The sequence below is a fragment of the Aeromonas sp. 30P genome (genome assembly GCF_051919805.1).
Lineage (GTDB): Bacteria > Pseudomonadota > Gammaproteobacteria > Enterobacterales > Aeromonadaceae > Aeromonas > Aeromonas veronii.
The window spans coordinates 1,882,887-1,909,691 of the sequence record NZ_JBQBEA010000001.1; the positions used below are offsets into that span (position 1 = coordinate 1,882,887).

26 protein-coding genes and 1 pseudogene are annotated in these 26,805 nt (G+C 60.8%); 21 read left to right on the top strand and 6 right to left on the bottom strand.

Annotated features, from left to right (window positions below):
- Window positions 1-18 precede the first annotated feature (18 nt).
- The 4 genes from ACTG2B_RS08745 (at window position 19) to htpG (ending at window position 3,691) form a co-directional block, all read left to right on the top strand.
- Complete coding sequence (locus ACTG2B_RS08745; RefSeq protein WP_206605277.1) at window positions 19-294, top strand: RNA 2'-phosphotransferase; 276 nt, start codon at window positions 19-21, stop codon at window positions 292-294.
- Window positions 263-583, top strand: a complete 321-nt coding sequence (locus ACTG2B_RS08750) for an RNA 2'-phosphotransferase (RefSeq protein WP_439995535.1) — start codon at window positions 263-265, stop codon at window positions 581-583. Before ACTG2B_RS08745 ends, ACTG2B_RS08750 begins: the two co-directional genes overlap by 32 nt.
- A gap of 427 nt (window positions 584-1,010) precedes the next feature.
- Entirely contained in the window at window positions 1,011-1,613 is a 603-nt protein-coding gene (gene recR, locus ACTG2B_RS08755; RefSeq protein ID WP_005352677.1) for a recombination mediator RecR, read from the top strand.
- 164 nt (window positions 1,614-1,777) lie between these two features.
- A complete protein-coding gene (gene htpG / locus ACTG2B_RS08760; protein ID WP_307896663.1) occupies window positions 1,778-3,691 on the top strand; it encodes a molecular chaperone HtpG in 1,914 nt (637 codons plus the stop codon).
- 105 nt (window positions 3,692-3,796) lie between these two features.
- Here the strand turns inward: htpG and ACTG2B_RS08765 are convergent, their stop codons facing one another.
- The 6 genes from ACTG2B_RS08765 to pspF form a co-directional block, all read right to left on the bottom strand.
- Entirely contained in the window at window positions 3,797-4,582 is a 786-nt protein-coding gene (locus ACTG2B_RS08765) for a peptide ABC transporter ATP-binding protein (protein ID WP_005333681.1), read from the bottom strand.
- Between the two features lie 34 nt (window positions 4,583-4,616).
- On the bottom strand, window positions 4,617-5,615 hold the full coding sequence (locus ACTG2B_RS08770) for a peptide ABC transporter ATP-binding protein (RefSeq protein WP_005333679.1): 999 nt from the start codon (window positions 5,613-5,615) through the stop codon (window positions 4,617-4,619).
- Window positions 5,615-6,508 carry an ABC transporter permease subunit gene (locus ACTG2B_RS08775; RefSeq protein WP_139746661.1) on the bottom strand — a complete coding sequence of 298 codons (894 nt, stop codon included), beginning with the start codon at window positions 6,506-6,508 and terminating at the stop codon, window positions 5,615-5,617. The genes ACTG2B_RS08770 and ACTG2B_RS08775 overlap by 1 nt, the downstream gene beginning before the upstream one ends.
- A 35-nt stretch (window positions 6,509-6,543) precedes the next feature.
- Entirely contained in the window at window positions 6,544-7,503 is a 960-nt protein-coding gene (locus ACTG2B_RS08780; protein WP_021231386.1) for an ABC transporter permease, read from the bottom strand.
- A 2-nt stretch (window positions 7,504-7,505) separates the two neighbouring features.
- Window positions 7,506-9,101: an ABC transporter substrate-binding protein SapA gene (sapA, locus tag ACTG2B_RS08785; RefSeq protein WP_041202111.1), complete on the bottom strand. Its 1,596-nt coding sequence runs from the start codon at window positions 9,099-9,101 to the stop codon at window positions 7,506-7,508.
- Between the two features lie 108 nt (window positions 9,102-9,209).
- On the bottom strand, window positions 9,210-10,238 hold the full coding sequence (gene pspF / locus ACTG2B_RS08790; RefSeq protein WP_005333674.1) for a phage shock protein operon transcriptional activator: 1,029 nt from the start codon (window positions 10,236-10,238) through the stop codon (window positions 9,210-9,212).
- 196 nt (window positions 10,239-10,434) lie between these two features.
- Between pspF and pspA the strand changes: the two genes are divergently transcribed.
- The 17 genes and pseudogenes from pspA to ACTG2B_RS08875 all read left to right on the top strand — a co-directional run bounded on the left by pspA (window position 10,435) and on the right by ACTG2B_RS08875 (window position 26,798).
- On the top strand, window positions 10,435-11,121 hold the full coding sequence (pspA, locus tag ACTG2B_RS08795) for a phage shock protein PspA (RefSeq protein WP_005361184.1): 687 nt from the start codon (window positions 10,435-10,437) through the stop codon (window positions 11,119-11,121).
- A gap of 3 nt (window positions 11,122-11,124) precedes the next feature.
- The gene (gene pspB, locus ACTG2B_RS08800; RefSeq protein ID WP_005333672.1) at window positions 11,125-11,361 is read left to right on the top strand and encodes an envelope stress response membrane protein PspB; all 237 of its coding nucleotides are present in this window, start codon (window positions 11,125-11,127) and stop codon (window positions 11,359-11,361) included.
- Complete coding sequence (gene pspC, locus ACTG2B_RS08805) at window positions 11,358-11,762, top strand: envelope stress response membrane protein PspC (RefSeq protein WP_005333670.1); 405 nt, start codon at window positions 11,358-11,360, stop codon at window positions 11,760-11,762. Before pspB ends, pspC begins: the two co-directional genes overlap by 4 nt.
- Window positions 11,763-11,907: 145 nt before the next feature.
- Complete coding sequence (locus ACTG2B_RS08810) at window positions 11,908-13,314, top strand: YcjX family protein (RefSeq protein WP_439995536.1); 1,407 nt, start codon at window positions 11,908-11,910, stop codon at window positions 13,312-13,314.
- A 53-nt stretch (window positions 13,315-13,367) separates the two neighbouring features.
- On the top strand, window positions 13,368-14,399 hold the full coding sequence (locus ACTG2B_RS08815) for a YcjF family protein (protein ID WP_439995537.1): 1,032 nt from the start codon (window positions 13,368-13,370) through the stop codon (window positions 14,397-14,399).
- A gap of 190 nt (window positions 14,400-14,589) precedes the next feature.
- The gene (locus tag ACTG2B_RS08820; RefSeq protein ID WP_005346246.1) at window positions 14,590-15,513 is read left to right on the top strand and encodes a LysR family transcriptional regulator; all 924 of its coding nucleotides are present in this window, start codon (window positions 14,590-14,592) and stop codon (window positions 15,511-15,513) included.
- Window positions 15,514-15,710: 197 nt separating this feature from the next.
- A complete protein-coding gene (locus ACTG2B_RS08825) occupies window positions 15,711-16,856 on the top strand; it encodes an ABC transporter substrate-binding protein (RefSeq protein ID WP_115521822.1) in 1,146 nt (381 codons plus the stop codon).
- A gap of 98 nt (window positions 16,857-16,954) precedes the next feature.
- Window positions 16,955-17,968 (top strand): ABC transporter ATP-binding protein, encoded by a 1,014-nt coding sequence (locus tag ACTG2B_RS08830; protein WP_320546010.1) that lies wholly within the window; start codon window positions 16,955-16,957, stop codon window positions 17,966-17,968.
- Window positions 17,965-18,933, top strand: coding sequence for an ABC transporter permease (locus tag ACTG2B_RS08835; protein WP_005346227.1), 969 nt, complete (start codon window positions 17,965-17,967; stop codon window positions 18,931-18,933). Before ACTG2B_RS08830 ends, ACTG2B_RS08835 begins: the two co-directional genes overlap by 4 nt.
- Window positions 18,934-18,968: 35 nt before the next feature.
- Window positions 18,969-19,796 (top strand): ABC transporter permease, encoded by an 828-nt coding sequence (locus tag ACTG2B_RS08840; protein WP_005352644.1) that lies wholly within the window; start codon window positions 18,969-18,971, stop codon window positions 19,794-19,796.
- A 29-nt stretch (window positions 19,797-19,825) separates the two neighbouring features.
- A complete protein-coding gene (locus ACTG2B_RS08845; protein ID WP_042083344.1) occupies window positions 19,826-21,256 on the top strand; it encodes a gamma-aminobutyraldehyde dehydrogenase in 1,431 nt (476 codons plus the stop codon).
- 153 nt (window positions 21,257-21,409) lie between these two features.
- Window positions 21,410-22,204 (top strand): phenylalanine 4-monooxygenase, encoded by a 795-nt coding sequence (phhA, locus tag ACTG2B_RS08850; RefSeq protein ID WP_439995538.1) that lies wholly within the window; start codon window positions 21,410-21,412, stop codon window positions 22,202-22,204.
- Between the two features lie 63 nt (window positions 22,205-22,267).
- Window positions 22,268-22,606 (top strand): 4a-hydroxytetrahydrobiopterin dehydratase, encoded by a 339-nt coding sequence (locus ACTG2B_RS08855; protein WP_439995539.1) that lies wholly within the window; start codon window positions 22,268-22,270, stop codon window positions 22,604-22,606.
- A gap of 148 nt (window positions 22,607-22,754) precedes the next feature.
- Window positions 22,755-24,302, top strand: coding sequence for a transcriptional regulator TyrR (gene tyrR, locus ACTG2B_RS08860; RefSeq protein ID WP_005333656.1), 1,548 nt, complete (start codon window positions 22,755-22,757; stop codon window positions 24,300-24,302).
- Between the two features lie 189 nt (window positions 24,303-24,491).
- Window positions 24,492-25,049: a YfiR family protein gene (locus ACTG2B_RS08865; protein WP_005333646.1), complete on the top strand. Its 558-nt coding sequence runs from the start codon at window positions 24,492-24,494 to the stop codon at window positions 25,047-25,049.
- Window positions 25,046-26,274 (top strand): annotated as a pseudogene (locus tag ACTG2B_RS08870) (diguanylate cyclase domain-containing protein). Before ACTG2B_RS08865 ends, ACTG2B_RS08870 begins: the two are co-directional and overlap by 4 nt.
- A gap of 35 nt (window positions 26,275-26,309) precedes the next feature.
- Window positions 26,310-26,798, top strand: a complete 489-nt coding sequence (locus ACTG2B_RS08875; RefSeq protein WP_236267853.1) for an OmpA family protein — start codon at window positions 26,310-26,312, stop codon at window positions 26,796-26,798.
- Window positions 26,799-26,805 lie beyond the last annotated feature (7 nt).

Genomic DNA, 26,805 nt, shown 5'->3' on the forward strand with positions numbered 1-26,805 from the left:
AATGTAATAGGGTTTTTTATGGTTGATGAAAAGGACTTTGAGAAAGTCAGTCGCGTAGTTTCACATGCTCTTCGTCATGAGCCATGGCTTTATGAATTGGAGCTGGACGAGCAAGGATGGGTTACTGTTGATGATCTAATCAAGGTGTTACACCGAGAGAATTCAAAATGGAGTGATATTACCACCGATACTCTGGTTGATATGATCACGGCGTCAGATAAAAAACGACATGAAATATGCGATGGTAAAATCCGGGCGCTATATGGTACATTCTGTACCGAAAAAACTGCTTAAACAGCCAGCCATACCACCCATAGCACTATATCATAGTACATCACCAGAACTTGCTAGAATAATTTTAAAAGATGGGTTGTTGCCTATGGGAAGACAGTATGTACATCTTTCAATAGATATCGATACAGCTATTCAAGTCGGTCGGCGTAAATCCAATAAACCAGTTTTGTTACAAATAGAGACTGAAGGGGCCATGAAAAATGGTACAATGTTCTATCGTGGTAATGATATTTTTTGGCTAGCTAATCATATTTCATCTGAATTTATTGCTAGTCATGTGCAAGAATAGTTTTTAAAGAGTTATTTTTTTAGATGTTTAAGTGTTCAGAGTCACATTTTTTATGATGGTTTTATTTTTCTCCATGCAGTTGTTTCCTAAATAACTCATCGAATTGTCATTTTTCTAATCCATTATCTGTACTTTCTTGCTGGTAGACCAAGGGCGTTACCAACCTTTTTTGTTGTTACCCTTGAATTCCATTGATTCGGGCAAGCACGCTGGCGATATAGCAAAACAAGCGCCATTTCTAACGGGTAAGTGCCTCGTTGAAAACTGTCCGGTTGATGCGACAGGGCGGTTAGCGAAGAAGGTGTGGGCAAGCCGATGGCGATGGGCGGCGGGCTCGGGTATAGTCCTGCGCCAATGGCGTTATCCTGTTTTGCTGACCCGTCGTGGCCCTGGTGGTGGCGAGGGGCAGGCCCGTGTAAGGAGTGTTATGAAGTTCAGTCCCCTGCTCGATGAGATGATGAAAGCCCTGCAGGTATTGCCGGGGGTGGGGCCCAAGTCTGCCCAGCGGATGGCCTTTACCCTGCTCGAGCGTGAGCGCAGCGGCGGTTTGCGACTGGCCCAGCTGCTCTCTCGCGCCCTGACCGAGATTGGCCACTGCAGCCACTGCCGCACCTTTACCGAGAACGACCGCTGCGATATCTGCGCCAATCCCAAGCGGGAAGAGAATGGCCTGCTCTGTGTGGTGGAGAGTCCGGCGGACGTGGCCGCCATCGAACAGACCGGTCAGTTTTCCGGTCGTTACTTTGTGCTGATGGGCCATCTGTCGCCGCTGGACGGCATAGGCCCGGAGGAACTGGGGCTCGATATTCTCGAGCGCCGTCTGAAGGAAGAGCACATCAGCGAGCTGATCCTCGCCACCAATCCCACCATCGAGGGGGATGCCACCGCCTGGTATATCGCCGATATGGCCCGCACCGCCGGGGTAGAGGTGAGCCGCATCGCCCACGGGGTGCCGGTAGGGGGCGAGCTGGAGCTGGTGGATGGCACCACGCTCTCCCACTCCCTGATGGGTCGCCAGCGCCTCAAGTAAGGGGCGGGTGGCGGCAAGTCGCGAAAAACTGAACATAAAATCGGCGGTTACACGCCAACAGGGGGCGAATGAGCAGGATTGCACATTCGCCCCCTTGATATTTGGATCCCTGTCCCCATCTAGGTTGGGCATATGTTCAACCCGATGTTTCTGAGGATTGGTCCATGACCCAAAGTGTTCATGCCGAAACCCACGGCTTTCAGACTGAAGTCAAACAACTGCTGAGCCTGATGGCTCACAGCCTCTACTCCAACAAAGAAGTATTCCTGCGCGAGCTGATCTCCAACGCCTCCGATGCGGCGGACAAGCTGCGCTTCAAGGCGCTTTCCGATGCCTCTTTGTTCGAAAACGACGGCCAGTTGCGTGTGCGTCTGGTGGTGGACAAAGAGAAGCGTACCCTGACCATCTCCGATAACGGGATCGGTATGACCCGTGATCAGGTGATTGAGCACCTGGGTACCATCGCCAAGTCCGGCACCGCAGAATTCTTCAAAAACCTCTCCGGCGATCAGGGTAAGGATTCCCAGCTGATCGGTCAGTTCGGGGTCGGTTTCTACTCCGCCTTTATCGTGGCCGACAAGGTGACCGTGGTCTCCCGCGCCGCCGGTACTGCTCCGGAGCAGGGCGTACAGTGGGAATCGGAAGGGGAAGGCTCCTTCACCGTCGCTGACGTGACCAAAGCCGGTCGCGGTACCGACGTCATCCTGCACCTGCGTGCCGAAGAGGACGAGTTCCTCGACGACTGGCGTCTGCGCTCCGTGGTGGGCAAATATTCCGATCACATCAGCGTACCTGTCGAGATGTTCAAAGAGGGTACCCCGGATCGCGAAGAGGATGGCGAGACCATCGTCGGCACCCCGGGCGAGTGGGAGCAGGTCAACCGTGCCACGGCACTGTGGACCCGCAACCCGAAAGATATCAAGGACGAGGAGTATCAGGAGTTCTACAAGCACGTCGCCCACGACTTTGAAGATCCGCTGCTGTGGGGTCACAACCGGGTGGAAGGGGCGCAAGAGTACACCAGCCTGCTCTACGTACCGGCCCGCGCACCGTTCGACCTCTACAACCGCGAGCAGAAGCACGGTCTGAAGCTCTATGTGCAGCGCGTCTTCATCATGGATGACGCCGAGCAGTTTATGCCGACCTACCTGCGTTTCGTCAAAGGGGTGCTGGACTCCAACGATCTGCCGCTCAACGTTAGCCGTGAAATCCTGCAGGACAACAAGGTGACCGCCTCCCTGCGCAAGGCTTGCTCAAAGCGGGTTCTGACCATGCTCTCCAAGCTGGCGAAAGACGATGCCGAGAAGTACGCCAAGTTCTGGAAAGAGTTCGGTAACGTGCTCAAAGAGGGCCCGGCCGAGGATTACGCTAACCGCGAAGAGATCGCCAAGCTTCTGCGCTTTGCCAGCACCGCTGGCGAGGGCGAAGCCCAGACAGTCTCTCTTGAGGATTACGTTGGCCGCATGAAGGAAGGCCAGCAGAAAATCTACTACATCACTGCTGACTCCTATGCCGCTGCCAAGAACAGCCCGCACCTCGAGATCTTCCGCAAGAAGGGCGTCGAAGTGCTGCTGATGTGGGAGCGCGTGGACGAGTGGCTGATGAGCCACCTGACCGAGTTCGACGGTAAGCAGCTCATCTCCGTCACCCGTGGCGAGCTGGATCTCGGCGATCTGGAAGACGAAGCCTCCAAGCAGGCGCAGATCGATGCCGAGAAGGCCAACGCCGGTCTGGTTGAGCGGGTCAAGAAGAGCTTGGGTGATGCAGTGAAAGAGGTGCGCGTCACCCACCGTCTGACCGATTCACCCTCTTGCATCGTCACCGACGCTTACGGTATGAGCACCCAGATGATCAAGCTGATGCGTGCGGCCGGCCAGCCGGTACCGGAGCAGAAGTACATTCTGGAGCTCAACCCTGACCATGCGCTGGTGAAGAAACTCGACACCATTGAAGACGAGGCACTGTTCGGTGAGTGGGTCACCCTGCTGCACGAACAGGCCCAGCTGGCCGAGCAGGGCGGGCTGAACGATCCGGCGAGCTTCGTCTCCCGCATCAACCGTCTGCTGCTGCAAGCCTAAGCAGCAACGCCAGTAACAGAAAGCCCACTGCATGCAGTGGGCTTTTTTGATCCCGCCGTGTGAGCTCGGCGAAACACAGCGGCAAGGGAGGCGGCCAGCGCCTCTCTATTTGCGGTATTCGTTGTTGTAGTTCTGGATGAGACGGCGAGTCACCTCATGCTGGGGATCGGCAAACACCTTGAGAGTCTTGCCGCGCTCCACCACCCGACCTTCGTGCATTACCAGCACCTCGTCGCTGATATGGCTGACGATACCCAGGTCGTTGGCTACCAGCACATAGCTCAGCCCCATGGTCTCCTGCATCTCCAGCAGCAGGTTGATGATCTGGGAGCGCACCGAGATATCCAGGGTGGAGAGCGCCTCATCGGCCACCACTATCTTGGGGTTGAGGATCAGCGCGCGCGCCAGTGCCACCCGCTGCTGCTGACCGGAGGAGAGCATCTGCGGATAGAAGAGGGCGTGATCCGGCAGCATCCCCACCATACGCAGGGTCTGCACCACCTTCTCTCGGCGCTCCTCCTCGGTCATCTCGGTGTTGAGACGCAGCGGCGTCTCCAGGATCTGGCCGACCCGGATCTTGCGGTTCAGCGAGGTGTTGGGATCCTGAAAAATCATCCGCAGCAGTTTGCAGCGAGTCTGGTAATCGCCATGCACCATCAGCTGGCCGTCGATGGCGATGTCGCCGCTGGTGGGTTCGATCATGCCAGCCAGAATGCGGGCGAGGGTGCTCTTGCCGGAGCCTGCCTCGCCGACGATGGCGAGGGTCTGACCCACTTCGAGATCGAACGAGAGGGGCTTGATCGCCTCCACCGCCTGACGACGGAACAGACCGGTGCGGTTCTGGTAGGTTTTGCTAAGGCCTCTGACCTGCAACAGGGATGGCTCGATCACAAGCGGGGCTCCTTCATGGGGGCATTAACGGTCATCATTTTTTTGGCTCCTCCATGTTCAGCGGGAAGTGACAGCTGAACTGATGGCCCTTGATCTTGTTCATCAGGGGGGTCTGCACGCACTGCTTCTGGGCGTAGGGGCAGCGCGGCCCCAGACGGCAGCCGATGGGCAGGTGTTGTAGTGGCGGGATGACGCCGGGCAGGGTCTCGAGGCGCGACTTGTGGCGCACCAGCTTGTCAAAGTCGGGGATCGATTTGAGCAGCGCATCGGTGTAGGGGTGATGCGGGGTCTCGAGGATCTGCTCCCGGGTGCCCACTTCCACCATCTGGCCGCAGTACATCACGTTGATGGTATCGGTCAGGTTGGCGATGGCGGCGATATCGTTACTGATGATCAGGATGGTGGTATTGCCCAGCTTGTTCATCTTGTCCAGCAGTCGCAGGATCTGGGAGTGGGTGGTGGACTCCATGGCGCTGGTGGGCTCGTCGGCTACCAGCAGACGCGGCTGGTTGGCAATGGCCATGGCGATCATCACCTTCTGGCACATGCCGTCCGACAGCTCGTGGGGATAGGCGCGCATCACCTTGCGGTGATCCTTGACGCCTACCCGGTGCAGCAGGGCGATGGCCTTCTTCTTGCGCCACTGGAAGCGCTGCCAGAATTGTCCCTCGAACGAATCGGTCGGGATCGCCTCTTCCAGCTGGGTGCCGATCTCCTCGGAGGGATCGAGACAGCTGATGGGGTCCTGGAAGATCATGGCGATCTCGCGACCCATGATGCGACGGCGCTCCTTGGGAGCCATGGTCAGCAGATCCATGTCGTTGAAGCGCATCCGGTCGGCACGAACCGTCCAGTTGTCTTTCTCGATGCCGACGATCACCTTGGCGATCAGACTCTTGCCGGAGCCGGATTCACCCACCAGACCGCGGATCTCCCCCTCGGTCAGGGTCAGGCTCACCTTGTCCACCGCCTTGACCTTGCCTTGCGGGGTGTCGATCTCGATGGTGAGATTGCGAATATCGAGCAGCGGCATCAGTCATTCCCCTCTTTGAGTGCTTCGCGAATGCCTTCACCAACTAAATTGGTCACCAGCACGCTGAACAGGATGGCGATGCCGGGCAGGGTGACGGTCCAGGGGGCGAGATAGATAAGGTCGCTCGAATCGGCCAGCATGGTGCCCCACTCCGGTTGGGGAGACTGGGCGCCGAGACCGAGAAACCCGACCGCCGAGATATCGAGAATGGCCGCCGACAAGGTGCGGGTGGTCTGGGCCACCAGGGTCTCGACAATGTTGGGCAAAATAGCCAGCCGCATGATCCGGAAGGGGGGCGAGCCATCGAGGCGGCTGGCGGTGATGTACTCCTTCTGCATCTCGGCATGTACTGCGTTGTAGGTGGCCCGGATAAAGGGCGGGATCAAAGCGAGCGTAATGGCTATCAGGGTATTGCCAAAACCCGGCCCCATGATGGCGACCATGATGATGGCCATCAGCAGGGAGGGGATGGAGAGCAGGGTATCGAGCAGGTGGTGCAGCACGCTCGATTTAAGCCCCTTGCTCATCCCGCCGAGGATACCGATGGCGGAGCCCACCACCATGGCGATCACCACCACGACCAGCGCATAGCCGAAGGTGAGGCGCGCCCCCACCACCAGCCGGGAGAGCATGTCACGCCCCAGATCGTCGGTGCCGAGGAAGTAGTCGATGTTGCCGGTCGCCGCCCAGGAGGGTGCGAGCAGCAGCTTGTCGGTGTGCTGTTCATCGATGCCGTAGGGGACGATCAGCGGCCCCACCAGCGTGATGAGCAGCAACAGCAAAAAGCACCAGAGCCCCGCCATCGCCAACGGATTGCGGCTGTAGGAGGCCCACGTCTGCTCAAGGGGTGAGAGGATCTTGAGCTCGGGATAGATGTTCGATTTATCTTGCATAGGATACCTGGCTCCTGGTCACGCCATGAGCGCGTTCAATCTTGTTTGGCATACAACTCTTTGCGCCGTGCCGGATAGATAAGGGTGGTCAGCAACTCGGTGCTGACGCTGGTCAGGATCACGAAACTGGCCACCACCAGGGTTGCGCCGCGAATGGCGGCGTAATCCTGCAGGGCGATGCTGCTGATGAGCCAGCGGCCGATCCCGTGCCACTCGAACACCACCTCGGTGATCATGGCGGAAGTGAGCACGCTGCCTAGCTGCAGACCCAGCAGCGGCAGTACCGGCGGCAGGGCGTTCTTCAGACCATGGCGCCAGACGATCTGCGCCTTGGAAAGGCCCCGGCTCGCCGCCGCCTTGATGTAGTTCTGCTTCATCACGTCGATGAGGGAGCTGCGCACATGGCGGATCACCTCGGTAGTGGGCACCACCGCCAGCACCAGTGACGGGAGAATGAGGTGGCGCAGGGCATCATGCAGCGCCGCTTGCCGCCAGGGCTCGTTGCTGAGCAGCACATCGATCACCGCGATGCCCGTGATGGGTGGCACGTCGTAGAGCAGGCTGATCTGCCCGGAGGCTGGCAACCAGCCGAGATCCAGCGAAAAGAGCATTACCACCAGCAGCGCCAGCCAGAATACCGGCACCGCATAGCCGATAAGACCGGCAGTCATGATGGAGAGATCCAGCGTCTTGCCTTGGGACAGGGCCGCCAGGGTGCCGAGGGGAATCCCCACCAGCAGCGAGATGGCGAACGCCGCCAGACAGAGGATCAGGGTCGCCGGGAAGTAGTGGCGGATCTCGTCCAGCACCGGCAGCCCGGAGACGCTGGAGAGCCCCAGGTCACCTGCGAAAATGCGGCGCAGGAAGTCGGGATAGCCGCTCCAGAAGCTGAGCTGATTGCCGATCAGCCGATAGTCCAGCAGATAGGCGACAAAGGTCAGCGCCAGCAGGGTGATGAGCAGCAGGTTGATGCGGCGCAAGGTGTATAGAAGCATGCTTACTCCCTGTGAGCCTGGTTGAAGGAGGTGCCGCCAAAGGGCATCAGCGTCAGCCCCTCGATGTCGCTGCGGCTGACTTGGGTACGCAAGGCGTGTGCCAGCGGGATCAGCGGCAGCTGTTCGTTGAGCAGGGTCTGGGCATAGTAGTAGTTGCGCAGCCGGAACGAGAGCTGGGGCGTGGTGACCGCATCATCCAGCAACTGATCGAAGGCCGGGCTACACCAGCGGCTGTAGTTGTTGCCGCGTTCCACTGCCGAGCAGCTCAGCAGCTGGCGGAAGAAGTTGTCCGGGTCGGCGTTGTCGGCAATCCAGCCGGAGAGCAGGCTGTCGTACTGCCCCTTGGTGAGGCGGCCTTCGATCACCGGCCATTCCCGTTGCACGATCTTGAGCTTGATCCCGACCTTGGCCAGATCGCTGCGGATCAGCTGGGCGGTCTTGACCGCATCCGGGTTGTAGGGGCGGGCGTCCGGTTGTACCAGCACCTGCATTTCGAACCCTTTCTCCAGACCCGCCTCCTTGAGCAGCTGGCGCGCCCGTTTCAGATCGGGCTTGCGCTCGGGCAGGCTGGGGTTGTACCCCCATGAGAGGGTCGGCAGCAGGCTGTTGGCGGGCAGACCGGTATCGAAATAGACCGCCTGCAGCAGGTTGTCGATATTGATGGCGCTGGCAATGGCCTGACGCACCTTGACATTGTTGAACGGCGGCTTGCGGGTATTGAGGGCCAAAAAGGCGACGTTCATCCCCGACTGGACCGAGAGACTGAGCGCCGGATTTTGCTTGATCACCGAGAGCTGGCTGGCGGAAGGGGTGCTCATCACGTCGCACTCGCCGGTCAGCAGCTTGGCCAGCCGTTTGGCGGATTTGGGGGTGATGTCGTAGACCAGCTGTTCAATCTTGGCATCGCCACCCCAGTAGCCGGGGTGGCGCAGATAGCGAATGAACTCGTTGTGGCGATACTCCTTGAAGCTGAACGGCCCGGTGCCGATGGGGCGGCTATCCAGCAGGGCTGGCGTGCCCGCCTGCAACATCTGCTCGGCGTATTCGGCGGAGAGGATCACCGCATAGTCGCTGGCCAGAGTGGCGAGGAAGGAGGCGTTCGGCTGATTCAGCTCGAACACTACCGTCTGCGGCCCCTTCTTGCTCACCCGCTTGATCAGCAGATCTTGCCCCAGGCTGTAGAAGTAGGGGTAATCGCCGCCGGAGACATTGTGATAGGGGTGCTGCTCGTCCAGCTGGCGGGCATAGGTGAAGACCACGTCATCGGCATTGAAAGTGCGGGTGGGCTTGAACCAGGGGGTATGGTGAAACGTCACCCCTTTGCGCAGGGTCAGGGTATAGGTGAGGCCATCCTCGCTGACATGCCAGTTGGTGGCGAGCGCTGGTTCCAGCGCCAGGGTGTTGGGGTTCACCTCCAGCAGGCGGTCGTAGAGCGGACGGGCACTGGCATCCAGTGTCACCCCGGAGTTGGAAACATGGGGATTGAAGGAGAGGGGGGATCCCTCAGCACAATAGATGAGTCCGGTTTTGGAGGCCTCGGGTTGCTTCTGGCAGCCGGTGACCAGCACCAGCAGACCCAGCAGCAAGGGTGTGAGCATTCTCATTGTTGAACCATGTTCTTATAGGGGTTTTGTACGCACGTTTTGATACAAATGTGCCAGCGCGAAGGCTGGCGTGTTGCTGGAGTCGGCATCAACCGCGCTCCTTCACTCTTGTTCTGCATCGTTATCGCCATCCAGCAGCTGATATTTGCGTAGCATGCCACGGAACTGGTGATAGCTTAAGGCCAGCAGTTGAGCGGCTTTGCGCTGATTATACTGGGATTGCTGCATCGCTTGCTTGAGTAAATTAATCTCGTACTCCGCCACCGCCTGCTTGAGATCGAGCGGCAAGGCGAGGGGGGATGCAGATTGTACCTCGCTTCGGGCCTCTTGCGCAGGTTGCGTGACCTGTGGTCGCCAGGGGGAATCAAACGGGTTGAGCACCAGGGTCGAGAGCGGCAGCTGGGGATTGCCCTGACGATAGATACTGCGCTCCACCACGTTCTTCAGCTCTCTCACATTGCCCGGCCAGTGGTAATCCAGCAGCAACTGGGTCGCCTTGCGTGAGAAACCGGCAAACAGCGGATAGCCCAGCTCCCGGGTCATGCTGTGGGCGAAGTGCTCCGCCAGCATCAGGATATCTTCCCGCCGCTCCCGCAAAGGGGGGAGGGTGATCACATCAAACGCGAGCCGGTCGAGCAGATCGTGGCGAAACTGCCCCTTGTCGGCCAGCGCAGGGAGATCCTCGTTGGTGGCGCAGACCAGTCGCACATCCACCTTGAGGGGCTTGGCCCCACCCACTCGCTCGAACTCGCCATACTCGATGACCCGCAGCAACTTCTCCTGCACCCGGGCGCTGGTGGTGGCCAGCTCGTCGAGGAAAAGGGTGCCGCCATCGGCCCGCTCGAAGCGGCCCTGATGGCGCTTGGCTGCACCGGTAAACGATCCCGCTTCGTGACCGAACAGCTCGGTTTCCAGCAGGCTCTCGCTCAGGGTGGCGCAGTTGATGGTGACAAAGCTTTGATCCCAGCGCGCCGAGAGATAATGTAGGCGGTGGGCGATCAGCTCCTTGCCCGTCCCCCGCTCACCGATGATCAGCACGGGTTTGCGCAGCGGGGCGAGCCGTGAGGCCTGCTCAATGATCTCGAGAAATGCGTTGGATTCCCCCAGCAGGCTTTCCGTGGCCGTGGTCATAGTGATCCCTGTCAGTTGTAAAAGCTGGTCAATCTTACCAAAAGTTGGTGATTTTAATCATCACTTGCGCGAGGCATCTTGCAATCCGGTTATTCTGCCCCATATAAATCAACAAGTTAAATTTTGTTCCAGATTGGCACACAAGTTGCCATTGTCAATGGAGAAACAACGCCATGCCAATAACAGGAGTGCAATCATGAGTATTTTTTCCCGTCTGGCCGACATCATCAATTCCAACCTGACGGCCCTGCTTGACAAGGCAGAAGATCCCCAGAAGATGGTGCGCCTGATCATCCAGGAGATGGAGGACGAGCTGGTCAAGGAGCGTTCCAATCTGGCCCGCTTCCTCGCCAGCCAGAAAGAGATTGGTCGTCAGGTCGCCCGTCATCAGGAGCGGGTCGACGAGTGGCAAGCCAAGGCCGAGCTGGCCCTGACCAAAGGGCGTGAAGATCTGGCCCGCGCCGCCCTTATCGAGAAGAAAAAGCAGACCGAGTTGTCAGAGACCCTCTACCGCGAGCAGCAGGCGGTCGACAGCGGCATCGAGAAGCTGGGTGAGGAGATCCGCCAGCTCGAAGCCAAGCTGGAAGATGCCCGCGCCCGTCAAAAGGCGATGGCCATTCGCACCGAAGCGGCCAGCAGCCGTCTCAATGTGCAGAGCCAGGTAGCCCGTGGCGAGAGCCAGGCGGTGGTGAGCAAGTTTGAGCGGATGGAGCGTCGCATCGACGAAATGGAAGCGCGCGCCGATCTGGGACAGTCCGACAAGGCGCTGGCGCAGCAGTTTGCCGAGCTGGAAGTGGACGATCAGATAAGCCGCGAGCTGGAAGCCATGCGCCAGAAGCTGGGTCAGGGCGACAGCAAAAGCGAAGGTAAACAGGGGGAGTAACAGATGGAAGATCTGCTGGGCGTATTGATGGTTCCCATGGTGGTCTTCATGGTGGTGGTAGCTCCCATCTGGCTAGTGCTGCACTATCGTGCCAAGGGGCGGATTGGCGCCGGTCTTGCCGATAGCGAGCGGGAACAGCTGCAAGGGCTGCTGGCTCGCACCGAGAAGATGCAGGAACGAGTGGGCGCGCTGGAGTCGATTCTGGATGCGGAAGTACCCGGTTGGAGGAACAAGGTATGAGCAGTGTCAGTCGTGAAGGGCGTAACCTCTATCGTGATCCCCAGCGTGGCAAGATAGCCGGGATCTGTGCCGGTTTGGCAGAGTATTTCGGGGTGGAGACCTGGATCGTGCGGCTGCTTGCCATCAGTGGCCTTATCTTCGCCGGTTTCATCACCTTCACAGCCTATATCGCCGCCTGGTTCTTGCTCGATAAAAAGCCGGTCACCCTCTATTCACAAGAGGATGCCGACTTTGCCGAGGTGCGGATGAAGGCGCGCAGCTGGCAGGCGGGGATCACCCCTCATCAGGCGCTGGGCCGCATCGCGCAGGAACTTGACGCGCTGGAGCCCAGAGTTCAGCGGATCGAGAAGCTGGTGACCTCCAGGGAGTTCACCCTGCAGCGGGAGTTTCGCAAGCTGTAGTTCTTGCTCAAGCACTCAATCTCGATGGTGGAATCTTCTGTGATGATCCACCATCGACGACAACTATCCAGACGTGGATAAGCGGTCGACCTCTCGCACGGCCAATCACGCCGGATGCAACCACCAAGGGAGAACGGATCAAGCCTTGATACTCAATAAACTGGAACAGAAGTTGATTCGCCTGCAACACAAGGCGAACGACGTGGTGAACCGGGTGCGTGATCGCCATATCCGGCTGGCGGTGACCGGCCTCTCTCGCAGCGGCAAAACCGCCTTTATCACGGCGCTGGTCAACCAGCTGGAACACGCGGCCATCGATGGCCGTTTGCCGTTGTGGGATGCCCTGCGTCAGGGGCGCATCCTCGGCGCCCGCCGGGTGCCGCAGCTCAATGCCCACATCCCCACCTTTGCCTACGAACGTGGCCTCGACTCCCTGTTTGGCGATCCACCTGCCTGGCCCGAGCCCACCCGCGGGGTGGCCGAAGTGCGCCTCGAAATCCGTTATCGCACCCGCCACCCCCTGCGCAAGCATCTGGGGGAGATCTCCACCCTCTACGTGGATCTGGTGGACTACCCCGGGGAGTGGCTGCTCGACTTGCCGCTCCTTGAGATGAGCTACGAGCAGTGGAGCGAACAGGTGCGCGAGCAGCTTCGTCGCCCCGAGCTGCAGACACTTGCCGCCAGCTGGCTGACACCCGGGTGGCAGGTCGATCAGCGCTTCGAAGAGCGGCCGGTGGCTGAGCTTGCCGAGCGCTACACCGCCTATCTGCATGCCTGCAAACAGGAGCTGGGATTGCACCTTATTCAACCCGGCCGTTTCGTGTTGCCGGGGGAGTATGCCGGTGCCCCCATGCTGCAATTTGTCCCCTGGGTGTGGGAGATGCCTGCCAGCGAGCCCGCCGATGGCACTCTTTACGCCACCCTCAAGCAGCGCTTCGAGCAGTACAAGCAGCATCTGGTGCAGGGTTTTTATGAGCAGCACTTTGCCGGCTTTGATCGCCAGATCGTGCTGGTGGATTGCCTGCAACCTCTCAACGCCGGGGCGGCCAGCTTTGGCGACATGCAGCAGGCCATCGCCCGCATCATGGAGAGCTTTGCCTACGGCAAGAGCAACTGGTGGCGGCGGCTCTTTTCGCCCCGTATCGACAAGCTGCTGTTTGTGGCGAGCAAGGCCGATCACGTCACCCCCGAACAGCATGCACCCATGGTCTCACTGCTGCAGCATCTGGTGCGCAGCGGCCGCGGGCAGGCCCGTTTTGAGGGGATCACCACCGAGTGTCTGGCGCTCGCCGCCATCAAGGCGACGGAAATGGGCAAGGGGGTGGCCAATGGCCGCGAGTTCCCTGCCATCCGTGGCACCAGTCTGAGCGGTGAGCCGCTGCTGCTGTTCCCGGGTGAAGTGCCGCCTCATATTCCCCCCGCACAGTGGTGGAACAGTCAGGGTTTTGATTTTCAGGCGTTTCGCCCCATGCCCATGAGCCCCCATCAGGCGCTGCCCCATATCCGGCTCGATGCTGCGCTGGAGTTTCTGCTCGGGGATCACCTCGAATAACGGTGTGCGGTCTTGGCACCTGAGCCGAAGGCTGCGCACAGGAGAACAATGCGATGAACGATCAGATAAAAGAGCGGCCACCGCTGCAGGGCAAGGTGATCCTTGAGCCAGCCTTGACGGTGGCCAGTGACGAGCGACCGCCCGCACCAGCCCAGCGGCTGGAGGAGGCGAGTTTCGAGCGCCTCGACGAGCTGGACGAGTTCACCGAGGTGGAGAGCGCCCTCGTCATCAAACCGCGCCGCCGCAATCGGCTACTGGCGTGGGGGCTGGGGGCGGTCGGTCTGCTCTCGTTGGGCCAGTATGGCGCCTTTCTTTACGATCAATTCCTCACCACCCCGCTCTGGGGCAGCGCCTGGCTGGCGGCCTCGGCGCTGGTGGCTGCGGGGACCGCCAGCGTGGTGGGGCGCGAGTGGCTGCGGCTGCGCACCCTCAAGCGGCGTCAGGATGTACGCTCGCGCGCAGAAGATCTGCTTGCTCATCAGGGAGTCGGGCAGGGGCAGGCCTTTTGCGAAGGGTTGGCGGTCAAAAGTGGCGACAAGGGGCGCGAGGGGTATCAAACCTGGCTGGCCCAGCTCGATGAGAGCCACTGCGATCGGGAGGTGCTGACCCTCTACAGCCAGCTGGTACTCGGCGAGCGCGACAAGCTGGCGCAGGCGCGGGTAGCCAAGTGGTCGGGGGAGGCCGCCGTGCTGGTGGCGCTGAGCCCGCTCGCCACCGTCGACATGATGCTGATGCTGTGGCGCAACCTGCGGATGATCGAGGATATCGCCGATGTCTATGCCATCGAGCTCGGCTACTGGAGCCGCATACGCCTCATCCGTCAGGTGTTTCGCAACATGCTCTACGCCGGTGCCACCGAGCTGGTGACCGAGGTGGGGATGGACTTACTGGGCGCCGAGTTTGCCGCCAAGCTCTCTGCCCGCGCGGCGCAAGGGGTGGGGGCCGGGCTTCTCACCGCTCGCCTTGGCCTGCGTACTATAGAGGCGTGCCGCCCGCTGCCCTGGTGTGCGGACGAAAAACCGAAACTCGGCGAGCTGCGCAAGCGGCTGATCGGCCAGCTGGCGGGGTATCTCAACAAATCCTGATAGCCCTGTCTGCACCTTGCTGCGATGACCCATGCCCCTGTTGTGCTCGCCAAGCCGCAGGGGCATGGTTTTAATCGGCAGATCATTGAGTTGGCAGCAGTGCCCGGTTTTGGCGAGGCGCCCGTTTACGGTTAAGCTGGCAGTCAATCTTACCAATCACACCAATAGTACCAATCGGCAAGGATGCCTGATGAACTTTACCTTTCGCCAGATCCGTTATTTTGTGGCCGTGGCCGACAGCTTTTCAGTGAGTCGCGCCGCCGCCGAGCTGCATATCTCCCAGTCGGCGGTGACCAGCGCCATTCGCGAGCTGGAGACCGAGCTCGGCGCCCCGCTATTCGAGCGCAATCCGCGCGGCGTCACCCTCACCACTCAGGGGCACCAGTTTTTGCTCCACGCCCGCCGCATTCTCGGCGCCATGACCGAGGCGAGCCACTCCCTCAAAGCGGTGGCCCAGCAGGATCAGGGGCGACTCACCATCGGCGTGACCACCTTGGTGGCGGGTTACTACCTCTCAGAGGCGCTTGGCCGCTTTCGCCGTGCCTTTCCGGCGGTACAGATCGAGGTGAAGGAGGATGAACAGCCTTTTCTGGAGCACCAGATCGTCAATGGCGAGGTGGATGTGGGGATCCTGATGACCAACCGCACCATCCGGCAAGAGGCGTTTGATACCGAATTGCTGACCCGTTCGCCGCTGCGCCTCTGGCTGGCCGCCAACCACCCGCTCTGCGCTGAGTCGACCCTCTCGCTCACCGCGCTGGGGGAGGAGCCGATGATCTCGCTGACCGCCGATCAGCTCGATCAGATCATCGGTGGCGGCCTGCGCCGCTACGGCATCTCCCCCCGTATCGTGCTGCGCACCGCGTCGGTGGAGGCGGTGCGCAGTCTGGTGGCCAGCCAGCTCGGGGTCGCCCTGTTGCCCGACTTTGCCTATCGCCCCTGGTCGCTGGAGCAGGAGCGGGTCGAGGCGCGCCCCATCAAGGAGCCCATTCCCGCCATCGATATCGGGCTGGTGTGGCGCCGTGGTTCTCGGCTGGATTGGACGGCGCGGGAATTTATCGATATTGCGCGGGATCAGAGCCGGTTGCGGGCCCGTCAGGCGCTCCCTCGTTAGCCATCTCTTGCGGGGTAGCCACCAAAAATCAGATTCATCTGCACTCGATATCGATTTAGCTGATACCTGAGCCACCAAAAATTGAAATATTCATCGTATTGCCACTCCCCTAAGCTCATTGCTGGTTAACAGGATGTTAACGCCCATGGTGGCGTTCCTTCACCTGATGCAAGTCAACACAATGCAAGGAGTGCATGATGAAATTGACCCCTCTGATGCTGGCTCTTGTTCCGGCGCTGCTGGCAGGCCAGACCCAGGCTGCCCCGACCGAGCTCGGCAAGGGTGAAGGCCAGCTCAATATCGTGGCCTGGGCTGGCTACGTTGAGCGTGGTGAGACCGACAAGAACTACGACTGGGTGACTGGCTTCGAAAAAGAGACCGGCTGCAAGGTGAACGTCAAGACGGCGGCCACCTCGGACGAGATGGTGGCCTTGATGAACGAGGGGGGCTTCGATCTGGTGACCGCCTCCGGCGATGCCAGTCTGCGTCTGATTGCCGGTGGCAAGGTGCAGGCGCTCAATCTGGCGCTCATCCCGAGCTACAGCAAGATTGATCCCCGGCTGCAAAATGCCCCCTGGCACACTGTGGATGGCAAGCACTACGGCGTGCCCTACCAGTGGGGCGGCAATATCCTGATGTACAACACCAAGGTGTTCCCCAAGGCACCGGACTCCTGGAACGTGGTGTTCGAGGAGCAGACCCTGGCGGATGGCAAGTCCAACAAGGGGCGGGTGCAGGCCTTTGACGGCCCGATCCACATCGCCGATGCCGCCCTCTATCTGATGACCCATCAGCCCGCCCTGGGCATCAAGGATCCTTACGAGCTGAACGAGGATCAGTACAAGGCCTCCCTCGATCTGCTGCGCAAGCAGCGCCAGCTGGTGGGACGCTACTGGCATGATGCTTTCGTTCAAATCGATGACTTCAAGAACGAAGGGGTGGTTGCCTCAGGCTCCTGGCCGTTCCAGGCCAACGCCCTGATCGCCGACAAGCAGCCCATCGCCACCACTGTGCCGAAAGAGGGAGTGACCGGTTGGGCCGATACCAGCATGGTGCACAGCGATGCCAAGAACCTCACCTGCGCTTACAAGTGGCTGGAGCACTCCCTGAGCAACAAGCTGCAGGGAGATCTCGCCGCCTGGTTTGGCTCGGTGCCTGTGGTACCTGCCGCCTGCGAGGGCAATGCCCTGCTGGGCCCGACCGGGTGCAAAACCAACGGTATCGACAACTTCGATCGGGTTCGTTTCTGGCGCACTCCGGTCTCCCAGTGCAAGAGCCAGGGAACTTGCGTGCCCTATTACCGCTGGGTCTCCGACTATATCGCCATTCTGGGTGGTCGCTAAGGCGGGGAGTAGCTCCTCCTCTGCACGACTGCCGAGAGCGGATAATCAAGCGGGCCGGACAGGAGTCCGGCCCATCCCAGTACAGACAAGGATGCCCCATGAACGCCGTACAATTTGACCGGGTCAGTCGCCACTATGGCGAGGTGAAGGCGGTCGACGACATCTCTTTCCAGATCCCCTCCGGGGAATTCTTTACCCTGCTGGGGCCGAGCGGTTCCGGCAAGACCACTTGCCTGCGGATGATCGCGGGCTTCGAGTACCCGAGCGATGGGGAGATCCGCCTGTTTGGCGAACCCTGCTCCACCGTGCCGCCCTATGATCGCAACCTCAATACCGTGTTTCAGGACTATGCCCTGTTTCCCAACATGGATGTGCGCGACAACATCGGCTATGGCCTGATGCTCAAGGGGGTCGCCAAGGTGGAACGCTATCGCAAGGTGGACGAGATGCTGGAGCTGGTGCGACTGCCCGGGGTCGGCAAGCGCCGCCCGAGCCAGCTCTCCGGCGGCCAGCGCCAGCGCATCGCCATCGCCCGGGCGCTTATCAACCAGCCCCGCATCCTGCTGCTGGATGAGCCGCTGGGGGCCCTCGATCTCAAACTGCGCGAGCAGATGCAGCTTGAGCTCAAGGCGCTGCAACGCCAGCTGGGCATCACCTTTATCTTCGTCACCCACGATCAGCAGGAGGCGCTCTCCATGAGCGACCGGATCTGCATCTTCAGTCAGGGCAAGATCGAGCAGATCGCTGCCCCCGATACTATCTACGACGCTCCGGCGACGCCGTTTGTGGCCCGCTTCGTCGGTACCGTCAATCTGTTCGAAGGGGAGCAGGCCAGACGGCTGTGCGGCGACGGCAGCCAGATGATGGTGCGCCCAGAGCGGATCCGGCTCGCTGAGGCGGGCACGCCGGGCTGGTCGGGGGAGATCCGCGAGGTGGAGTATCTGGGTCCCTTCGTCCGTTATCGGGTTGATCTCGGGGAGCAGCTCGAGATCATCGTCAATCACCCCAATGAGGGGCAGGCCCGTCTGGCCCGTGGCAGCAGGGTCAGCCTCAGCTGGCCGGAGCAGGCCATCCACCGCCTGAGCGGCGCCCATCAGGGGGCGCAGCCATGAGTGCCCCTCACAGTGCGAGTCTTGCCATGAACCATCAGCCCGAACCTGCCCGTTTCAGGCCGCTGCGGCGCCTCTCGACCCTGCTCTATGGTCGACCCGGCCTGCTGCTGGCGATCCTGCTGGGGCCGCCGCTGCTGTGGCTCGGCATCATCTATGTCGGCTCCTTGCTGATGCTGCTCTCCAACTCCCTGTTCGGGCTGGACGAGTTCAGCGGTCAGGTGCGCCACGAGCTGGGGCTGCAAAACTTCGTCGCCCTGCTACGGCCGGAGAATCTGGATGTGATCGGCCGCACCGTCGGCATGTCGCTGCTGGTGACCCTGGCCTGCGCCCTGCTCGGTTTTCCGGTTGCCTACTACATGGCGCGCTACACCAGTGGCAAGACCCGGGCGCTGTTCTATGTGGGGATCATGCTGCCGCTCTGGTCCAGCTATCTGGTGCGGGTCTACGCCTGGAAGCTGATCTTGGCCAAGGAGGGGGTGGTGAGCTGGCTGGCCGACAGCATGGGGCTGGAGTGGCTGCTCGATGCCATTCTCTCCCTGCCGGTGATAGGTGGCCCGTCGCTCTCCTTCTCGCGGCTCGGCACCTTTATCGTGTTCGTCTATGTCTGGCTGCCCTTCATGATCCTGCCCATTCAGGCGGCGGTGGAGCGTATTCCGCGATCCCTGCTGGAGGCGAGCAGCGATCTGGGGGCGACACCCGCCCAGACCTTTCGCAACCTGATCCTGCCGCTGGCGTTGCCCGGTGTGGTGGCGGGCTCCATTTTCACCTTCTCGCTGACCCTCGGTGATTACATCATCCCCGGCATCATCGGCAACTCGACCATGTATATCGGTCAGGTGGTCTACATGCAGCAGGGAACGGCGGGCAATCTGCCCTTTGCCGCCGCCTTCTCGCTGGTGCCGATCCTTATCATCGCCATCTATCTGGCGATTGCGAAACGGTTAGGAGCCTTTGATGCGCTTTGACCCTATCGCTTTGAACCGGCAGCAAGGAGGCCGTCATGTCAGCTAGCTCTGTGAGCCGTCAGGGAGAGCGCCCTTCGGGCCTGCTCAAGTACGCCGCCATCGGCGGGCTTCTATTCCTGCACTTTCCCATTCTGTTTATCTTCCTCTACGCCTTCACCAGCGAGAGCAAGAGTTACCAGTTTCCGCCACCCGGGCTCACCCTCAAGTGGTTCGAGGTGACCCTCAATCGCCCCGATGTGTGGCGTGCCATCCAGCTGTCGCTGGAGGTCGCTGGGCTGGCGACGTTGGCAGCCATGATCCTCGGCACCTTGGCGGCAGGGGCCATTGCCCGCAGCCGCTTCTTCGGTCAGGAGGTGGTGTCGCTGTTGCTGGTGCTGCCCATCGCGCTGCCCGGTATCGTCACCGGTATCGCGCTGCGCTCGGCCTACGGCCTGATGGAGATCCCGTTCAGCTTTTGGACCATCGTTATCGGCCACGCCACCTTCTGTGTGGTGGTGGTCTACAACAATGCGCTGGCCCGTTTTCGCCGCACCAACCAGAGCCTCATCGAGGCGTCGATGGATCTCGGGGCCGACGGCTTCCAGACCCTGCGCTACGTGATCCTGCCCAATCTGGCCACGGCGCTGCTGGCGGGGGGCATGCTGGCCTTTGCCCTGAGTTTTGACGAAGTGATTGTCACTACCTTCACTGCGGGCCAGCAGACCACGCTGCCCATCTGGATGTATCAGGAGCTGATCCGTCCCCGTGACAGGCCGGTCACCAACGTGGTGGCCCTCATCATAGTGGCCTTCACCACTATCCCCATTTTGCTTGCCTACTACCTCACTCGCGACACCCATGATGTCGCTGGCAGTGGCAAATGATGACTCAACGCGTGCGCAAGGATGCAACCATGAAACTCTCTACCCAACTCTTGATTGATGGCCAGTTTGTGACCGGCGAGGGGCAGGCCGAACCCATTCTCAACCCGGCCAACGGCGAACAGATCGCCGCCGTGCCCGAAGCCTCGTTCGAACAGGTGAACCGGGCGGTGAACGGTGCCCAGCGCGCCTTCGCCCAGTGGAGCCGCACTACCCCTGCCCAGCGCAGCAACCTGCTGCTGCGTCTGGCGGATCTCATCGAGCGCCACGCCGAGGAGTTTGCGGCGCTGGAATCCCTCAACTGCGGCAAACCCTATCTGGCAGTGCTCAACGACGAGCTGCCCGCAGTGGTGGACTGCTTCCGCTTCTTTGCCGGGGCGGCCCGCTGCCTGCAAGGGCCGCTGGCGGGGGAGTATCTCGAGGGGCATACCAGCATGATCCGGCGCGACCCCATAGGTGTTGTGGGCAGTATCGCCCCCTGGAACTACCCGCTGATGATGGCGGCTTGGAAGATGGCGCCGGTGCTGGCAGCGGGCAATACGGTGGTGCTCAAACCCTCCGAACAGACCCCGCTCACCGCGCTGCGTTTGGCGGAGCTGGCCAGCGAGATCTTTCCCCGTGGCGTCATCAACGTCATCTGCGGGCGGGGGGAAAGCGTGGGGGCACCGCTGGTGGAGCACCCGCTGGTACGGATGGTGTCGCTCACCGGCGATATCGCCACCGGCCAGAAGATCCTGCAGAGCGCCGCCCGCACCATGAAGCGCACCCACCTTGAGCTGGGAGGCAAGGCGCCGGTCATCATTTTCGACGATGCGGATCTGGAGGCGGTGGTGGCGGGCATTCGCACCTTCGGTTTCTACAACGCAGGCCAGGATTGCACCGCCGCCTGCCGTATCTATGCCCAGGGCAAGATCTACGACAAGTTCGTCGCCGCCATGACCGAGGCGGTGGCCTCCATCAAGGTAGGTAGCCAATACGAGGAGGGGGTCGAGATGGGGCCGCTTATTTCGGACAGACAGCGCAACCGGGTCGCCAGCTTTGTCGAGCGGGCCCAGAGCAGCGGTCATGTGGAGGTGACGGCGGGAGGCAAGATCCGTCCAGGCAACGGCTTCTTCTTCGAGCCGACCCTGATTGTCGGGGCTCGGCAGGAGGATGAGATCGTGCGCCGCGAGGTGTTTGGCCCCGTGGTGTCGGTGACCCGTTTCAACGATGCCGAGCAGGTGGTGCAGTGGGCCAACGACTCGGACTATGGCCTCGCCTCGTCGGTCTGGACCAAGGATCTGAGCCTCGCCAGCAAGGTGGCCAGCCACCTGCAATATGGCTGCACCTGGATCAACACCCACTTCATGCTCACCTCCGAGATGCCCCACGGCGGCATGAAGATGTCGGGTTACGGCAAGGATCTCTCCCTCTATGCGCTGGAGGATTACACGGTGCCGCGCCATATCATGGTCAAGCTGTAGTGGGGATTGGTTAGCGGGTTGTCACAATTTATTTACAACTGTTTCAGGCAGCCGACTCATGGGTCAGCTGCTTTTTTTGTTGCCATTTCGTTACAGTGAAATCGTGATGAAACGGCAAGGCGCCTTGATGTGGCGCCAGAGGATGGAACCGCTATGGCAACCTTCTACACCGCCCACCAGCCGGATGCCCGGGGGATGATCCACTACTCGGCCGAAGAGCATGGCACCTGGCAGATCCTGATCGAACGTCAGTTCGCCGTTCTCGATGGCAAGGGGTGTGACGAGTATCTGGCCGGTCTCGACAGACTGGGGCTGCCCCGTGATCGCATCCCCCAGCTGGCCGAGATCAACGCCGTCTTGCTGCCTGCGACCGGCTGGTCGGTGGCGGCGGTGCCTGCGCTTATCTCGTTCGATCGCTTCTTCGCCCTGCTGGCCAATCGCCAGTTTCCGGTGGCTACCTTTATCCGGCGCCGGGACGAGCTCGACTACCTGCAAGAGCCGGATATCTTTCACGAGATCTTCGGCCACTGCGCCATGCTGACCAATCCGGCCTTTGCCCACTTCACCCACCTATACGGTCAGTTGGGGCAGCAGGCGAGCAAGGAGCAGCGGGTCTTTCTGGCGCGGCTCTACTGGTTCACCGTGGAGTTTGGCCTCTTGGCAACGCCGGACGGGCTGCGTATCTACGGTGGCGGCATTCTATCCTCCATCGGCGAGACAGCTTATGCCCTTTCCGGCAAGCCGCTGCTGCAACCCTTCGATCTGCTGACCGTGCTGCGCACCCCGTATCGCATCGACATCATGCAGCCCACCTATTTTGTGCTGCCGAGTCTCGATCATCTCTACCAGCTGACCGGTGAGGAGATCATGGCTGCTCTGGCGGAGGCCAGTCGGCTTGGCCTTTATCCGCCACGTTTTGAGGTTGCCGCTGGCAAACAGGCGAGCTGACCAAAAGCAAACAACCCTATTTCATTGTCATTAATTTTTCATTAATTCAAGCAGGAGTAACCCATGTCCGAACTGGCCAGCCAGCAGTGTGAAGCGTGTCGCGCCGATGCCCCCAAGGTGAGCGATGAGGAGCTGTGCGAGCTGATGCAGCTTATTCCCGACTGGCAGCCGCTGGTGGAGGAGGGGGCGCTGCAACTGCGGCGGGAATTTACGTTTCGCAACTTCAAGGAGGCGCTGGCGTTTACCAACCGCCTGGGGGAGCTGGCGGAAGCGGAGTTCCATCATCCGGCCATCCTGACCGAGTGGGGCAAGGTGACCGTCAGCTGGTGGACCCACAAGATCGGCGGCTTGCACCGCAACGACTTCATCATGGCGGCGCGCACCGATCAGTTGCTCCGGTAATCGCACCCCACACCAGCGTCATCGGTTGACCCGGGCCTGCCTGCGAAAGCGGGGCGGGCCCGCATTTTTATGGGCTGGCGCTCGCACTGGGGGGATCGAGACTGTATTATCCGCTCATTCATAGAGTTAGCTAGGAAGTGTGTCCCGAATGCGTCTTGAAGTCAGCTGTGAAGACCGCCTGGGCCTGACCCGGGAACTGCTCGACCGCCTGGTGGAGCACAATATCGATCTGCGCGGCATCGAAATCGATACCTCAGGCATCATCTATCTCAACTTTCCCGAGCTGGAGTTCAGTGATTTTCAGCACCTGATGCCGGAGATCCGCCGAATTCCCGGCGTCTACGACGTCAAGACCATCCCCTACATGCCTTCCGAGCGAGAGCACCACGAGATCGAGGCGCTGCTCAAGGCGCTGCCGGATCTGGTCTTCTCCCTCGACAGCAAGGGTAAGGTGACCCAGGCCAACCAGTCGGCCCTCACCACCCTCGGCTTGCCGGTGGAGGAGGTGCGCGGCGTGGCGCTCGGTTCGCTGGTCAAGGGTTTCTCCTTCACCCGCTGGCTGGAGGCGAGCGAGATCAAGCCGCAGACCTGCAAGCTCAGTTTCAATGGCGAAGAGTATCTGGCAGATCTGATGCCGCTGTTCGTGGCAGAAGCCCGCGGCAAGCAGGCGCTGGCTGGGGCCGTGGTGGTGCTCAAATCTGCCCGCCGGGTCGGCCTGCACTTCAGCGCGCTTCATGCGGTGGAAGTGGGGGGCTTCGAGCATCTGCAGGCCGAGAGCCCCAAGATGAAAGAGGTGCTGTCGCAAGCGCGCAAACTGGCGATGCAGGACGCGCCGCTGCTGATTGTCGGTGAGACCGGTACCGGCAAGGAGCTGCTGGCCCGTGCCTGTCACGGGGCCAGCCTGCGCTCCAGCCACCCCTTTATGGCCCTCAACTGCGCCGCCATGCCCGATAACGTGGCCGAGAGCGAGCTGTTTGGTTATGCCCCCGGTGCCTTTGGCAACAACACCGAGGGCAAGCGCGGCGTGCTGGAGCTGGCGAGCGGCGGCACCCTGATGCTGGACGAGATCGGCGATATGTCTCCCCATCTGCAGACCAAGTTCCTGCGGGTGTTGCAGGATGGGGTGTTCCGCCGGGTCGGTGACGAGCAGGAGGTGAAGGTCAACGTGCGTTTCATCTGCACCACCCAGAAGCAGTTGCTGGATCTGGTGCACGAAGGAACCTTCCGCGAGGATCTCTACTATCGCCTCAACGTGCTCAGTCTGGCGCTGCCCCCCCTGCGCGAGCGCAAGGCAGACATCATGGTGCTGGCCCAGCAGTTTGTCTCCCGCTTTGCCAGCGAGTTGCAGCGACCCCGTCCGCGCTTTACCCGCAACATGGCCGACTACCTGACCGCCTACCGCTGGCCGGGCAACGTACGTCAGCTGCGCAACTGTCTCTACCGTGCCATGACCCTGCTGGAAGGGGATGAGCTGGGGCCCGAGCAGATCGACCTGCCGGTGGCGGCCGATACCATGCCGCTGATCGACGAGTGGTTTGAGGGGAATCTTGACGATGCGGTGAAGCGCTTCGAGAGCCAGCTGCTGGCCCGGCTCTATCCCGCCTTCCCGTCGACGCGCCAGCTGGCCAAACGCCTGGGCGTGTCGCATACCGCCATCGCCAACAAGCTGCGAGAATACGGCATCAGCAAGAAGTGATTGCCGTCTTGTTGCCTGCCACCAGAGAGCCCGTTACCAGACGGGCTCTCCGTTTTCTTTACACGAACTCGGTAGATGATGGCGGGGTGAGACTTGTCAGGCCAGTGTCAGCCAACTTACTATCTGGGTTCATGTACCCGAACCGCAATGCCATAGCAGCGGTATTGTCAAGGCGACCACCTCCCGATCATGCTGTTACTCTTTTCCCCCCGCTTAACTGCCCGTCTGGCGCTCCTGTTGGTTGCGTTTGGCCTGCTGTTGCCCCGCGCGCTGGCGGAAACGGCCGCAGAGAGCCGGGCGACGGCGGTCAGGGAGCTGGTGCTCGATATCATGAGTTATACCCGCTGGCCCACCGAGCCTGCGGTGCTGCGCATGTGTGTGGCGGCGCCGACCGAATATGCCGGCGCTCTCTTTACCATCGATCGTCAGGCCAATGGCCGTACCGTGCAGGTCCATCGTTACGAGGCGAGCGATCCGGCCATCAGCGATCACTGCGATGTGCTCTATCTGGGGGTACTCGACGAGCCGACCCGGATTGCGCTGTTTGCCCGCCTGCAGGGACACCCAGTGCTTAGCATCAGCGAATACAACCACGACTGTTCCACCAGCTCGGTGTTCTGCCTGCAGACCTCGCCGGACAGCGTGCGGGTGCGGTTTAAAGTGAACCTCGATGCCTTGGCCCTGAGCGGCGTGCGGGTGCATCCCGCCGTGCTCAAGCTGGCCCATGCCGACAAGGGGGTCCCATGAGACGACAGGTGAGCGCGGCTCCCCGCCGTCTGACCCTGCGTCAGAGCCTGGGGCGAACCCATCTGGTGGCCGCCATCACAGCCGTCAGTGTGGCGGGACTCTTTTTTACTCTGGTGGCCCTGCTGGTAGTGCGTTTTTACGCCGACCACAATCTGGAGCTGGTAGCCCGCGCCATCAGCTACAGCGCCGAGGCGGCGGTGGTGTTCCACGATGAGGAGGCGGCGAGCGAGGCGCTCAGTGGTATCGTTGCCAAGGAAGAGGTGGCTGAAGCCACTATCGTACTGACCAATGGTCAGCTGCTCGCCAGTTGGGAGCGCCCCAGAAGCAACCCGCTGGTGACGCTCGAAGACTATCTGGCCCAACTGCTGATGCCGGGGCCAGTCAAACTCCCCATGCTGCGGGGTGGTGAGCAGATCGCCACCATCGAACTGCGCGGCCACGGTGAATACCTGCTGCTGTTTTTGCTCTCGGCGCTGCTGGTGATGGTGGTTTGCCTGATGCTGAGCGCCATGGTGGCACTCTATGTGGCTGACCGGATGCAGGTCTCCATCACCGCACCGCTGCGCAAACTGGCACTTGTCGCCCACTCGGTACGCCGACAGCGCACCCTGGGGATGCGGGCACCACCGGCCGATATCGTCGAGATTAACGAGCTGGGGGATGACTTCAACTCCCTGCTGGACGAGCTGCAAGCCTGGCAGGCCCAGCAGGCCCGCGAAAATGCCAGCCTGCTCCATCAGGCGACCCACGATGCCCTCACCGGGCTGCCCAATCGCGCCCTGTTTGAAGCGCGGCTCGCGCAGGCCATCTCCCTCGGCGAGCAAGAGGGGTTTGCGCTGCTCTATCTCGACTGTGATCGTTTCAAGCAAATTAATGACACGCTGGGGCACAACGCCGGTGACGATGTGCTGATTGCGCTCTCAAGACGGGTGCAGCATAGCTGCGTCCGGATGATCTGGTGTTTCGCCTCGGTGGTGACGAGTTTGCGGTGCTGGTTGGCCCACTCCAGCGACAGCATGAGGTGGAAGAGGTGATTGGCCGCATCCAGCAGGCGATGAGCGAACCGGTGGCGCTGCGTGACGGTCGTCAGCTGGTGGCCGAGGTGAGTGTCGGCTTCGCCGTCTATCAGGCGGGCATGAGTGCCAGCGTGCTGTGTGATCAGGCCGATGCAGCCATGTATCTGGCGAAACGGGCGCGCCGCAGCGAACAGCAAACCATCGCCTGACTGGCAAGAATAACAACATAAACAAGGAGCAAACCATGAAGATCACCCACCTGTTGAAAGTGACCCTGCTGGGGTTGATTTTGTCGCTGCTGGCCGGTTGCCAGAGCGCGCCCAAGGGGTTGACCCCGGAGCAAATCGCCGTGCTCAAGGAGCAGGGCTTTTATCTGACCGATGAGGGGTGGACGCTGGATCTGGCCAACCGGGTGCTGTTTGCCAACAACGTGGGGGCGCTCAATCCCCAGACTCGCCAATCCGTTGAAAAACTGGGTAAAACACTGCTTGGCGTAGGGTTGGACAAGGCGCGGGTGGATGGTCACACCGATAATACCGGCGAGAGCAGCTACAACCAGCAACTCTCCCTGAAGCGGGCCCAGTCGGTGGCCGATGTGCTGGTCTCGGTCGGCATGAAGCCAGCCAATCTGGAGATCCATGGCCGTGGCGAGACCATGCCGCTGGCGGATAACAAGACCAGAGAGGGCCGGGCCGCCAACCGCCGGGTTGCCATCGTCATCAGCGATCAATAACCCTTTT

Bases quoted from the DNA above. Each gene is read 5' to 3' on its own strand.
- ACTG2B_RS08745 (WP_206605277.1), top strand. From the start codon at position 19: ATGGTTGATGAAAAGGACTTTGAGAAAGTCAGTCGCGTAGTTTCACAT.
- ACTG2B_RS08750 (WP_439995535.1), top strand. From the start codon at position 263: ATGGTACATTCTGTACCGAAAAAACTGCTTAAACAGCCAGCCATACCA.
- recR (WP_005352677.1), top strand. From the start codon at position 1,011: ATGAAGTTCAGTCCCCTGCTCGATGAGATGATGAAAGCCCTGCAGGTA.
- htpG (WP_307896663.1), top strand. From the start codon at position 1,778: ATGACCCAAAGTGTTCATGCCGAAACCCACGGCTTTCAGACTGAAGTC.
- ACTG2B_RS08770 (WP_005333679.1), bottom strand. From the start codon at position 5,615: ATGCCGCTGCTCGATATTCGCAATCTCACCATCGAGATCGACACCCCG.
- ACTG2B_RS08775 (WP_139746661.1), bottom strand. From the start codon at position 6,508: ATGCAAGATAAATCGAACATCTATCCCGAGCTCAAGATCCTCTCACCC.
- ACTG2B_RS08780 (WP_021231386.1), bottom strand. From the start codon at position 7,503: ATGCTTCTATACACCTTGCGCCGCATCAACCTGCTGCTCATCACCCTG.
- sapA (WP_041202111.1), bottom strand. From the start codon at position 9,101: ATGCTCACACCCTTGCTGCTGGGTCTGCTGGTGCTGGTCACCGGCTGC.
- pspF (WP_005333674.1), bottom strand. From the start codon at position 10,238: ATGACCACGGCCACGGAAAGCCTGCTGGGGGAATCCAACGCATTTCTC.
- pspA (WP_005361184.1), top strand. From the start codon at position 10,435: ATGAGTATTTTTTCCCGTCTGGCCGACATCATCAATTCCAACCTGACG.
- pspB (WP_005333672.1), top strand. From the start codon at position 11,125: ATGGAAGATCTGCTGGGCGTATTGATGGTTCCCATGGTGGTCTTCATG.
- pspC (WP_005333670.1), top strand. From the start codon at position 11,358: ATGAGCAGTGTCAGTCGTGAAGGGCGTAACCTCTATCGTGATCCCCAG.
- ACTG2B_RS08815 (WP_439995537.1), top strand. From the start codon at position 13,368: ATGAACGATCAGATAAAAGAGCGGCCACCGCTGCAGGGCAAGGTGATC.
- ACTG2B_RS08820 (WP_005346246.1), top strand. From the start codon at position 14,590: ATGAACTTTACCTTTCGCCAGATCCGTTATTTTGTGGCCGTGGCCGAC.
- ACTG2B_RS08825 (WP_115521822.1), top strand. From the start codon at position 15,711: ATGAAATTGACCCCTCTGATGCTGGCTCTTGTTCCGGCGCTGCTGGCA.
- ACTG2B_RS08830 (WP_320546010.1), top strand. From the start codon at position 16,955: ATGAACGCCGTACAATTTGACCGGGTCAGTCGCCACTATGGCGAGGTG.
- ACTG2B_RS08835 (WP_005346227.1), top strand. From the start codon at position 17,965: ATGAGTGCCCCTCACAGTGCGAGTCTTGCCATGAACCATCAGCCCGAA.
- ACTG2B_RS08840 (WP_005352644.1), top strand. From the start codon at position 18,969: ATGTCAGCTAGCTCTGTGAGCCGTCAGGGAGAGCGCCCTTCGGGCCTG.
- ACTG2B_RS08845 (WP_042083344.1), top strand. From the start codon at position 19,826: ATGAAACTCTCTACCCAACTCTTGATTGATGGCCAGTTTGTGACCGGC.
- phhA (WP_439995538.1), top strand. From the start codon at position 21,410: ATGGCAACCTTCTACACCGCCCACCAGCCGGATGCCCGGGGGATGATC.
- ACTG2B_RS08855 (WP_439995539.1), top strand. From the start codon at position 22,268: ATGTCCGAACTGGCCAGCCAGCAGTGTGAAGCGTGTCGCGCCGATGCC.
- tyrR (WP_005333656.1), top strand. From the start codon at position 22,755: ATGCGTCTTGAAGTCAGCTGTGAAGACCGCCTGGGCCTGACCCGGGAA.
- ACTG2B_RS08865 (WP_005333646.1), top strand. From the start codon at position 24,492: ATGCTGTTACTCTTTTCCCCCCGCTTAACTGCCCGTCTGGCGCTCCTG.
- ACTG2B_RS08875 (WP_236267853.1), top strand. From the start codon at position 26,310: ATGAAGATCACCCACCTGTTGAAAGTGACCCTGCTGGGGTTGATTTTG.